Source organism: Streptomyces sp. NPDC046862 (genome assembly GCF_040704615.1).
In the GTDB taxonomy this organism is placed as follows: domain Bacteria; phylum Actinomycetota; class Actinomycetes; order Streptomycetales; family Streptomycetaceae; genus Streptomyces.
Window position 1 is genome coordinate 180,733 of record NZ_JBEYXP010000017.1, and the last position, 10,069, is coordinate 190,801.

General features: G+C 71.1%; 11 protein-coding genes and 6 tRNA genes. 8 read left to right on the plus strand and 9 right to left on the minus strand.

The annotated features are described in order from the left end of the window. Positions 1 to 785: 785 nt before the first annotated feature. Positions 786 to 857 (minus strand) — tRNA-Val (locus AB0959_RS20960). 87 nt (positions 858 to 944) lie between these two features. After that, entirely contained in the window at positions 945 to 1,430 is a 486-nt protein-coding gene (locus tag AB0959_RS20965; RefSeq protein ID WP_366827938.1) for a TIGR02611 family protein, read from the minus strand. 191 nt (positions 1,431 to 1,621) lie between these two features. Here AB0959_RS20965 and AB0959_RS20970 point away from each other — a divergent pair, with 191 nt between their 5' ends. After that, positions 1,622 to 2,035 (plus strand): SsgA family sporulation/cell division regulator, encoded by a 414-nt coding sequence (locus AB0959_RS20970; RefSeq protein WP_004002642.1) that lies wholly within the window; start codon positions 1,622 to 1,624, stop codon positions 2,033 to 2,035. Positions 2,036 to 2,567: 532 nt separating this feature from the next. Continuing rightward, a complete protein-coding gene (locus AB0959_RS20975; RefSeq protein WP_366827939.1) occupies positions 2,568 to 3,128 on the plus strand; it encodes a CGNR zinc finger domain-containing protein in 561 nt (186 codons plus the stop codon). A 93-nt stretch (positions 3,129 to 3,221) separates the two neighbouring features. On the opposite strand, the gene AB0959_RS20980 is transcribed toward AB0959_RS20975, so the two are convergent. Together AB0959_RS20980 and AB0959_RS20985 are read right to left on the minus strand one after the other, a co-directional pair. Continuing rightward, entirely contained in the window at positions 3,222 to 3,374 is a 153-nt protein-coding gene (locus tag AB0959_RS20980; protein WP_189785967.1) for a hypothetical protein, read from the minus strand. 180 nt (positions 3,375 to 3,554) lie between these two features. After that, the gene (locus AB0959_RS20985; RefSeq protein ID WP_366827940.1) at positions 3,555 to 4,007 is read right to left on the minus strand and encodes a hypothetical protein; all 453 of its coding nucleotides are present in this window, start codon (positions 4,005 to 4,007) and stop codon (positions 3,555 to 3,557) included. 340 nt (positions 4,008 to 4,347) lie between these two features. On the opposite strand from AB0959_RS20985, the gene AB0959_RS20990 reads away from it, so the two are divergent. After that, on the plus strand, positions 4,348 to 4,878 hold the full coding sequence (locus tag AB0959_RS20990) for a DsbA family protein (RefSeq protein WP_366827941.1): 531 nt from the start codon (positions 4,348 to 4,350) through the stop codon (positions 4,876 to 4,878). A 72-nt stretch (positions 4,879 to 4,950) separates the two neighbouring features. Here AB0959_RS20990 and AB0959_RS20995 read toward each other — a convergent pair whose 3' ends face one another. The 3 genes from AB0959_RS20995 to AB0959_RS21005 all read right to left on the minus strand — a co-directional run bounded on the left by AB0959_RS20995 (position 4,951) and on the right by AB0959_RS21005 (position 7,733). Next, positions 4,951 to 5,775 carry a GNAT family N-acetyltransferase gene (locus tag AB0959_RS20995; protein ID WP_366827942.1) on the minus strand — a complete coding sequence of 275 codons (825 nt, stop codon included), beginning with the start codon at positions 5,773 to 5,775 and terminating at the stop codon, positions 4,951 to 4,953. Positions 5,776 to 5,871: 96 nt separating this feature from the next. Beyond that, positions 5,872 to 6,693, minus strand: coding sequence for an aminodeoxychorismate lyase (locus tag AB0959_RS21000; protein WP_366827943.1), 822 nt, complete (start codon positions 6,691 to 6,693; stop codon positions 5,872 to 5,874). Then, a complete protein-coding gene (locus tag AB0959_RS21005; RefSeq protein ID WP_366827944.1) occupies positions 6,690 to 7,733 on the minus strand; it encodes a chorismate-binding protein in 1,044 nt (347 codons plus the stop codon). The genes AB0959_RS21000 and AB0959_RS21005 overlap by 4 nt, the downstream gene beginning before the upstream one ends. A gap of 157 nt (positions 7,734 to 7,890) precedes the next feature. On the opposite strand from AB0959_RS21005, the gene AB0959_RS21010 reads away from it, so the two are divergent. The 5 genes from AB0959_RS21010 to AB0959_RS21030 all read left to right on the plus strand — a co-directional run bounded on the left by AB0959_RS21010 (position 7,891) and on the right by AB0959_RS21030 (position 8,377). Beyond that, a tRNA-Gly gene (locus tag AB0959_RS21010) sits at positions 7,891 to 7,963 on the plus strand. A 40-nt stretch (positions 7,964 to 8,003) separates the two neighbouring features. Further along, positions 8,004 to 8,077 (plus strand) — tRNA-Cys (locus AB0959_RS21015). 1 nt (position 8,078) lies between these two features. Continuing rightward, positions 8,079 to 8,150 (plus strand) — tRNA-Val (locus tag AB0959_RS21020). Between the two features lie 49 nt (positions 8,151 to 8,199). After that, positions 8,200 to 8,271, plus strand: a tRNA-Val gene (locus tag AB0959_RS21025). Positions 8,272 to 8,305: 34 nt separating this feature from the next. Beyond that, positions 8,306 to 8,377, plus strand: a tRNA-Val gene (locus AB0959_RS21030). 82 nt (positions 8,378 to 8,459) lie between these two features. On the opposite strand, the gene AB0959_RS21035 is transcribed toward AB0959_RS21030, so the two are convergent. Both AB0959_RS21035 and AB0959_RS21040 read right to left on the minus strand, forming a co-directional pair. Next, positions 8,460 to 8,756, minus strand: a complete 297-nt coding sequence (locus tag AB0959_RS21035; protein ID WP_366827945.1) for a zf-TFIIB domain-containing protein — start codon at positions 8,754 to 8,756, stop codon at positions 8,460 to 8,462. 82 nt (positions 8,757 to 8,838) lie between these two features. Then, on the minus strand, positions 8,839 to 9,783 hold the full coding sequence (locus AB0959_RS21040) for an aminoglycoside phosphotransferase family protein (protein WP_366827946.1): 945 nt from the start codon (positions 9,781 to 9,783) through the stop codon (positions 8,839 to 8,841). Between the last annotated feature and the right edge of the window lie 286 nt (positions 9,784 to 10,069).

Here is a 10,069-nt window from a genome sequence, read left to right on the forward strand (position 1 = left end):
AGTCGGCACCTGCGGCGTGGGTGCGGTGCGGGGTTGGGAAGGGAACCGGCGGGGGTCACCCGGAGAAGGAAGGTTGGACTGGCGGTGCGCTTTGGCGGCCAGGAGAGGGTGGGGCGAGGGGTCAGGGGGCGAGGCGCACTCGCCTGGGCGACAAAGGCAGCCGTCGGCACGCTGGTGAGCGTTCGCGGGCCCCGCAGTGGGGCACGCCGCCCAGCAGGGGAACGGTCACGTCACTGCCGGTCGCGAAGCACGGCGAGGTGGTCGACCCCGGAGAAGGGCGAGCCGGACCGAGGGACAGCCCGGAGGTGCGACGGCCAACGAACACGATCGGCAGGTCAGCACGCGGCAGCCGCATCGGGGCCGAGGCAGAGCAGGCACGACCCGAGAGGCACCTGACCGCATGCCTCAGGCCCACGCTCCAGGCCCAGCGCGAGAAGGCGACCGGCTACACCGTTGCCGGTCGTGGATTGCCAGCAAGGTGATCGGCCCGGAAGAGGGCAGGCCCGGCCGAGGAGAGGACCACCCTGGGCCAGATGAGGCCACGACGACCGAAGCCGGAGCCGACACCAGAACAATCACGACCCAAGACGGCCGCTGACGGCTTCAGCGGCCCTTCGGCCACCAGTCGTCCATCGCTCCTCGACCGGCCTTCCCTCGGCCTCCCGATCACCCGGCTACCGGGCGACCAAACGAGCCTCGCGCCCTCGATACCCTGCCAGCTCTCGTATCGCAAACGCGACGACCCGGTCCACGGAAACCGTGGACCGGGTCGCTTGCCGATCATGTGGGCGATACTGGGATCGAACCAGTGACCTCTTCGGTGTGAACGAAGCGCTCTCCCGCTGAGCTAATCGCCCGGGTGCAGGAAGAACATTACCCCATGTCAGGGGATGCCCCGACCAGCACCGGAGTACCACTTGGAGTATCGCTGGACGGCGGCTCGATCACTGGTCCTTGATGTTCCAGGGCATTTCGAAGCCGAACTTCCACACGTAGATGCCGACCAGCACCGCCACGATCACCAAGCCGATCGTCGTCAGGATGATGTTGCGGCGCCGCACCCGGGGGTCGAGGGCCTTCTGCGCGGCCTCGGTCACCTTTCGCTTCGTCCAGCGGAGCACGAGCTGCGCCCAGACGAACTCGGTCGCCCAGATCGCCATACCACCGAAGATCACCACCCAGCCGGGACCGGGCAGCGGGAGCATGATCACGCCCGCCACCACCACCGCGAGTCCCAGGATGAAGACACCCACCTGCCAACTCAGGTGGAGCGCGCGCCGCGCCTTGATGAATTCCGGCGCACGGGACCCGAGAGCCGCCTCCTCGTTCGCCTTCGCATCGGTCTCGCTCTTGGGTGTGCCGGTCATGTCGCTCTTCGCTCCGTCGGCCGCCACGGCGACCTCCCCCGCGTCGTGACTCCCCGTATTCATACGACCAAACCCTACCCGAGAGAAACCGGTCACCGGAATGGCCGTACCGGACGAACGCACCCTCCGCCGGATGAGCTACCAAAAGCTATGCAAAACACGCAGAGGGGTTTACAACGGCACCGTAGGTGGCATGTCGATTTCGCCGACGTGCGAATCCCCGAGCGCACACTGAGCGAAAGGCCCTGGCGCTTATGAACACCACGGTCAGCTGCGAGCTGCACCTGCGCCTCGTTGTGTCGAGCGAGTCCTCACTGCCTGTTCCCGCGGGACTGCGGTATGACACGGCCGATCCCTACGCCGTGCACGCCACCTTTCACACCGGAGCCGAGGAGACCGTCGAGTGGGTGTTCGCCCGCGACCTCCTCGCCGAGGGGCTCCACCGGCCCACCGGCACCGGCGACGTCCGCGTCTGGCCGTCCCGGAGCCACGGTCAGGGCGTCGTCTGCATCGCCCTGAGCTCTCCGGAGGGCGAGGCCCTGCTCGAGGCCCCGGCGCGGGCCCTGGAATCGTTCCTGAAGCGGACGGACGCCGCCGTGCCTCCCGGCACGGAGCACCGGCACTTCGACCTCGATCAGGAGCTCTCGCACATCCTGGCGGAAAGCTAGGGCGAGGCTCCCACACACAAGCTGCCCGGCGCCGTCCACTCGGGGAGACGGCTCGGGCCCGGACAACCGCATAGGGCACGCACCGGCGCCGTCGCCGCGGACCTCCGCACGGCGGTTCCGGTGTGTCCACGCGGTTGCCTTTCCGGTCTCGCGACGGGCGCGTACGGCATGCACGGGGTCACCGTACGTACCGACGTCGCGCACCGATGGCGCGCGGAGGGCCGGTCCGGCTACCGGCCGCCGGTAGCGGTCCGTGTCGAAAGGGACGGGGCCCGGCTCTCGGCGCGGCGGCCATGCCCTTGTCCGGGTCCGGGTCCGGGTCCGGGTCAGGTGAAGCGTTGATGTCGAGGCCGGTGGGAGACGCCCCTGCGGGACGGGGGCGTCTCCCCGCGCTCCCCGCGCACCAGGTGTCTTCCGGACGTCACGGCGCTGCTCCAGGCTCGTCCCGTGCCGGTCGAACGGTCCATCGAGCCATTACCATCGGCCAGCATCGGCGGGCGCCCCGCCCGACCTTCAGGCCAGGGAGCGAAACGTGCTGATCACCCACGACACCCGGTGCGCCCTAGACACCGTGGTGGATCTGGTGAACACCGCGCCGGACGACGACACGACGGCGGACGGGCTCGTGGATGTCCCCGCCCTCGGCGTTTTCGTACGAAAGCACGAGATCAGCGACGTCGGGGCGCTGTCGGAGTTCGACCTCACCGCGGTGCGCAAGGTCCGGGGCCGGTTCGCCGAGGTCTTCGCCGCCTCTGACGCGCGCTCGGCCGCCGGGGTGATCAACGATCTGGTCGCCGCCGCCGGCACCACACCGCGGCTCACCGACCACGACGGCTACGACTGGCACGTGCACTACTTCGCGCCCGGCGCCTCCGTCGCCGACCACCTCGCGGCCGACTGCGGAATGGCGCTCGCCTTCTTCGTGGTCGCCGGGGAGCAGGAGCGGCTGCGCCGCTGTGAGGCACCCGACTGCCGTCGCGCCTTCATCGATCTCTCCCGCAACCGCTCCCGCCGCTACTGCGACAGCCGCACCTGCGGGAACCGCCTCCACGTGGCCGCTTACCGGGCGCGCCGCAAGGAGGCCGCGGGCTGAGGGCTCACGGTCCGCGGCGGCAGGAAATGGCCGACTGGGTGCGCCTGGACTGACGGAGCTTTCGGCGGGTGGCGCCTGGGCTCCGTTTACGGCTCAGAGCATCAGCAGGTCGTGCAGTGATGCCATGAGCAGCAGGCAGCCGATCACCGCTAGGAAGATCATCAGCGGTGGCTGGGAAAGCGCGAAGAGACAACCTCGCCGCTCCTCGGGCGGAGCCGCGGTGTCGCTCTGGGTTGTGTCGAGCATCTCGCGGGCGATGATTGCGCAGCGGACACCCCCACCGCGATCAACACATCCGGAATGACCGGGAGTTCGCCAATATCCTCTTACGTGGGAGCGATCGTGATCGCTTCCGACCTCTCGGCGGATCCACTGTGTCGTTTCAGTCAGGGCCGTTCATCCGCGATCATCCGGACCGCGATGCCGTCATATGCCGTGCTTCTTGAGGATGGCCTCGATGTCACTGAAGTCGTCCCCGGAGTCGGTCGAGCCGGCGGCCCGGGGCGTGGTCGCGGGGCGGGCGGCAGGCCGGGGCCCCTGCCCCAGGGAGGGCGCGGAGGCCGCCGGGGCTATCGCCTCTCGCTGCGCGGCCTGGGCCGCCTTGCGCTCCTTGCGGGTCCCCCCGCCACGCCGCTCCACGGCGCGGGTGGCCGCGAAGAGCAGCCAGGAGGCGCCCAGCACGCCGACACCCGCCCAGGCGGTCGGGCTGAAGGCGGTGTCGGCCAGCCACTGGACGACCCCGGTCATCACCAGGCCGATCGGCACGAGTGAGTACGCGGCGATGCGGGCCGCCCTGAGGAAACGCTTGCGGTAGGCCGTGATCGCGGCGATGCCCAGCCCGGCGGCGGACACGGCGGCACAAACGGTCTCGGCAATCATCCGGTCCTCCATGCGATGCGCGGTCGGGCAGGGTCGGTTCGTCCCTTCCATCCTGCACCGTTCCGCGCCCGGCATGCCACGGTCCGACCGGACCTCAGGGAGATCTCGGGGTCGCCTCGGGGTCGTCTCCACCCCTGGTACCAGGCGCCTCGTACCGGCCAGGGCTGACAGCCCGTTCGCGCCCCACCGCTGGGAGGAGGCGGGAGCCCCGGAACGCGGCCCCCGCCCCTCCCACGCCGCAGCCCCATGCCCCCGGCCCCAGCCCCAGCCCCAGCCCCACGACCGCTGAGCCGTGCGTCCCGGATTGGGCCCGCGACGGCCCGGCTGGGAGACTGAGCCCATGAGCGACTCCTCCCCCGCACGTCCCGCCCCCGTGGTGCTGGACGTCTGGTGTGAACTCCAGTGCCCGGACTGCCGCAGCGCCCTCGACGACATCCGCGCGCTGCGTGCCCGCTACGGCGACCGGCTCGAACCGCGGCTGCGGCACTTCCCGCTGGAGAAGCACAAGCACGCCTTCGCCGCCGCCCAGGCCGCCGAGGAGGCCGCGGAGCAGGGCAAGGCGTGGCCGTACGTGGAGGCCGTGCTGGAGCGGGTCGAGGAGCTGGTCCGCGAGGGCGAGCCCTTCCTGGTGAAGGTGGCCCGTGAACTCGGCCTCGACGCCGAGGAGTTCGACACGGCGCTGATCGACGGCCGGCACATCCTGATCGTCGACGCCGACCAGGCCGAGGGCAAGGCGATCGGCGTGACCGGCACCCCGACGTACGTCATCGGCGGCGAACGCCTCGACGGCGGCAAGAGTCAGGAGGGGCTGCGCGAGCGCATCGAGGAGATCGCCGACCGCCTGCTGGCCGAGGGGACGCCGGCCACGTAGCGCTCAGGGCGCACGAGCCCCGGGCTTCCTCGCGAGGCCCCCACGATCCCGACCACCGGTCGCGCGTACGCCTCAGAGCAGCTCCTTGTACAAGTGGTGTGCCGCCGTCCGGTAACCCAGCGCCTCGTAGAGGCGCTCGGCCGGAGTGTTGCCCGAGAACACGTTGAGCGTCACGCGGTCCTTCCCGCCCATCACGGCCTGCTGCTCGGCCAGGAGCATCAGGGCGCGGCCGTGACCTCGGCCACGGTGCTCCGCGTCGACCTCTATGTCCAGCACGAACGCCGTCTCGGGCCACAGTCCCAGCCAGAGGACACCGACCCGCGTCCCTTCGTGCTCCAGGACGCTGATCAGGGTGTTCTCGGTGGCCGGCCCGTCCGGGAGGTACTTCGCGTGCCCCTCGTCCGTCCTGGTGTACGCCTCGGCGGCCGGCATGCCCTTCTCGATCAGGCTGCGCGCGAACTCCTCGCGCTCGTGTGCGAGCCAGGGCCCGTACTCGGCCTCGGTGATGGGGCGGGCGGCGCTCCCCGCGGGCAGCTCCCGCGGCGTGCCGTCGAGGGGCTTGACCATGTGGCGGCTGCTGGGCAGGTAGCCGAGCGCCGTGGCGAGCCGCAGGGCCGTGTCCGCGTCGCCTGGCACGGACACCTCGACGCGCCGGCACCCCCAGCCCCGTACGACTTCCTCGGCGGCGAGCGCGGCCACCGTGCCACGACCACGCCCGCGGTCCGGCTCGTCGATGTGCAGGTCCTCGATGCGAGCGACGTCCGGACCGAACTCCGGGCGCACGACGAGGCGTATACCGCCCACGGGACGGCTGTTCACGCACACCCGGTAGGTGCGCGAACGCGTTCCGTCCGCGGCGTGCTGAAGCGGCTCGGTCGGCCGCAGGGTGGTGGTCATCACCGGTGTTCTACCCGTACCGCGGCCCTTCGTCATCCGAGAATCGCGCCCGTCGTCCGGCCGTCCTTCGCCGCCACGGATCCTCGCGGCCAGGACCTACGGATCGAGGTCGTTCCCGGCCCGCTCCTGGAAGATCCGCAGCGCCTTGGCCGTCACCGGGCCCGGGGCGCCGGGGAGTCCGCGGGAGTCGACCCGGTGCACGGCCTGCACGTCACGCAGGGTCGACGTCAGGAAGACCTCGTCGGCGCGTTCCAGGACGTCCAGCGGCAGATCCGTCTCGTGGGCGCCCGTCCACTCGGCGGTGAGCGCGCGCGTGATGCCGGCGAGGCAGCCGGAGGCGACCGGCGGGGTGTGGATCTCCCCGTCGAGGACCACGAAGACATTCGAGCCCGTGCCCTCGCACAGCTGCCCGACCGTGTTGGCGAACAGCGCCTCGGACGCGCCCTGTTCGTGAGCGCGAGCCAGCGCGACGACGTTCTCGGCGTACGAGGTGGTCTTCAGGCCCGCCAGGGCACCGCGCTCGTTGCGCGTCCAGGGGACCGTGATCACGGCCGTCGAGTCGGGGCGGCGGGTGGTCTCGCCGAGGGCGACGACGAGGGTGGGGCCGTGGTCGCCGCGGTCGGAGCCGAGCGGGGAGACGCCCCCGGTGTAGGTGATGCGCAGGCGGCCGAGGGCCATGGGGTTGGCGTCCACGACGGCCGCACACGCACGGCGCACCTCGTCGAGGTCGGGTTCCGGCAGCCCGAGGCCGCGCGCCGAGCGGGCCAGCCGGTCGAGGTGACGGGTCAGCGCGAACGGCTGCCCGTCGGTCGCCTTGACGGTCTCGAAGACGCCGTCGCCCACGGTCAGTCCGTGGTCGAGGACGGAGACGCGGGCGGCCTCGATGTCCTGCAGACCACCGTCGAGCCAGATCTTCACGTAACGGTCCTCCCACTCACCTCGTACTCCCCCGACGCTACCGCGAGCAGTCTGGCCGCCTTCAGCTCGGTCTCCCGCCACTCCCCCTCGGGGTCCGACCCCCAGGTGATGCCGGCGCCGGTGCCGAAGCGCAGCACGCCTTCCGCGCGGTCGATCCAGAAGGTGCGGATGCCCACGGCCAGCTCCCCGGTACCCCGGTCCGCGTCCACCCAGCCGATGCCGCCGCAGTAGGGACCGCGCGGTGCCGTCTCCAGGGCGGCGAGGATGCGCAGGGCGCTGGACTTGGGGGCGCCGGTGACGGAGCCGGGCGGGAAGGCGGCGGTCAGCAGTTCGGACCAGCCGGCTCCGTCGCACAGCTCGCCGCGCACGGTGGAGACGAGGTGGACCAGGCCCGGGTGCTTCTCGAGGACGCACAGCTCGGGGACCGTCACCGAACCGGTGGCGCAGACGCGGCCGATATCGTTGCGGACCAGGTCCACGATCATCACGTTCTCGGCGTAGTCCTTCTCCAGGAGGTCCGCCTCCGTGCGGCCGGTGCCCTTGATCGGTCCGGACTCGACGACGCGTCCCTGGCGGCGCAGGAAGAGCTCGGGGGACGCGGTGGCGATCTCCACACCGTGGCCGGGCAGGCGAATCGTTCCTGCATACGGTGCCGGGTTGCCGCGCGCCAGCTGCGCGGTCAACGCGTCCACGTCGGCGTCGGGCGTGACGGGCGCGGACAGGACCCGGCAGAGGTTGGCCTGGTACACCTCGCCGGCAGCGATGTGCTCGCGTATGCGCCGCACACCCCGCGTGTACGCCCCGCGGTCGAGCGACGACGTCCAGTCACCGACACGCGGACCGCGCCACGCCCCCGGCACGGCGGCGGGCACCGGCTCGCGACGTACGTCACTGAAGCGCGCGCACACCAGGCGCCCCTCGTAGTCGGCCGACACGGCCCAGAAGCCGGAGGAGTCAAGGGCCGTTGGATCGCTGGTCACGTCGGCGAGGCCGGTCGCGACAAGGCCGCCGAAGCGGGCGAGAGGAGGCAGGTCGGGCACACAGTCGAGTCTAGGACGGACGCCGCGCGGGCCGCCCTGACCAGGTCCTGGACCGGACGTACCGCAGCACGCTGCACAAACGCGTTTTTGTGCTGGCCCCGGAATCCGCTAGAGTTCAACTCGTCGCCGCGACGCGCAAGCGAAACGGAAACGACAAGCGGACGTAGCTCAGTTGGTAGAGCGCAACCTTGCCAAGGTTGAGGTCGCGAGTTCGAGCCTCGTCGTCCGCTCGAAGGAAACCAGGGGATCTTCCCGAACCCCTGCACTCCTGGTGGAGTGGCCGAGAGGCGAGGCAACGGCCTGCAAAGCCGTCTACACGGGTTCAAATCCCGTCTCCACCTCCAAGGACGATTAGCTCAGCGGGAGAGCGCTTCCCTGACACGGAAGAGGTCACTGGTTCAATCCCAGTATCGTCCACTGGATCTTTCGGCAGGTACGACGAGTACGTACGACAAGATCCGAGCCCGCGCGATTAGCTCAGCGGGAGAGCGCTTCCCTGACACGGAAGAGGTCACTGGTTCAATCCCAGTATCGCGCACGCAGCACCTACGGCCCTCGGGCCGTGGTCCCGAGGACGATTAGCTCAGCGGGAGAGCGCTTCCCTGACACGGAAGAGGTCACTGGTTCAATCCCAGTATCGTCCACACACCGAAGCCCCCGGCCGTCCCGTACGGCCGGGGGCTTCTTCGTGCGCTGCTCGGCTGAGGAGCGGAGCAGCCGCGGAGCTCAGCTGGAGAACAGCATGTGGCCGAAGCTCTTGTGACGGCTGTGGCCGTAGTGACCGCCGTGGTGGCCGCCGTGGCCTCCGTGCGGGGCGCCCCAGGCGGGGGCGGGAGCCGCGGGGTACGCCTGCGGGGCGGCCGGGGGCGGCGGAGCGGGCTGTGACCACTGGGACTCCAGGCGGGTCAGCGACTCCAGCTCGCCGTAGTCGAGAAAGATCCCACGGCAACCGCTGCACTGCTCGATCTGGACGCCGTTGCGGTTGTACGTGTGCATCGGCGCATGGCACTTCGGACACTGCATGGTTTCAGCTCAACTCCTCGCCGGTCGGTGCTGCTTCGCGTATCGCCAGGACAGACACTGCCCGGCTTCGGTCGGTTGCACCCTACTTCGTGGATCCTTGGGGCAACTCAGGCGGGACGGCGGCCATTCGGTCACAGGCGTCGATCACGGCCTGCTGCACCTCGTCCAGAGGCCGGTGCGCCGCCACGGATTTCGCGACCGCCAGGGCCGCCGTCTGCACGGTGAGCGCTCGGGCCGGGACGTCCAGGGCGGGCCAGGGGTCGCCGTCGGGCGGGACCGCCGGACCGCCTTCCTGCTGGTACGCGGTGAGGAACCGGGTCCACTCGTCGGGCGGGAGCAGGCCGCTGGCGTACCAGGCGGCCGGGCGGGCCAGGTCCCACGCCGGTACGCCGACTCCCAGGTCGTCCACGTCGATCAGCCGCCAGGGGCCGGTCCGTGCGGGGTGCCGTACGAGCTGGCCGAGGTGAAGGTCGCCGTGGCACAGGGTCGTGATGTCCGGCATCGGGGCCCCGTCCCTGGCCCAGGCGGGCAGGGTCTCCCACGCGCGCCGGATCGGGGCGGCGGCCGGGTGCGGGCCGGCCGCTTGGAGCCGGGTCATCGCCCGGGCCGCCTTGGCCGGGCCGCGCATGGGAGGAAGGCGGGGCGGCGCGGGCGCCTTGTGCAGGCGGGCGAGGAGGACGGCCGCGTCCTCCCAGGGGGCGTCCTCGGGGGTCTCGGGGTCCACGGGGGTGCCGTAGGGCCAGAACGTCACCAGGCGGCCGTGGAGGTCTGCCGGGGTGGGGTGGAGGGGGGCCAGGAGGATCTCGGGGAGTTCGGTGGCAGTGGCGAGGCGGGGGGAGAGGTCCGCGAGGTTCGTGTCCGGGGCGTGTGCCTTGGCGACGGTGTTTGCGTGTCGTACGACTGTGCCGTCGTCCCGCTGGGCGAGCACGGTGTCGGGGTGGCCGCAGGGTCCGCCTCGGGGGTGTGCGACGACTCGCGTCCTGGCGGTCAGGGTGGGTAGTACGTCTGGTCGTACGTCTGCGGTCACGGGGCTCCCCTGGGCGGCGGACAGCGCTTGGGCTTGAGCGTACGTGGGCTGGGGTGGGGGCTGGTGGGGAGGTGGATGGGTGGGGTGCGGGTGGGTGGGGTGCGGGTGCGAGTGGGGTGCGCGTGGAGGAGGTCGCCCCCGCCGCCCCTACCCGTCCCGTCCCCAGGGGCTCCGCCCCTTCGACCCCGGCCAAGGGGGCTGCGCCCCCTGGAACCCCCCCGCCCTATCGGGGCTCCGCCCCGGACCCCGTTTCGGGGGCCAGCCCCCGGACCCCCGCTCCTCAAAC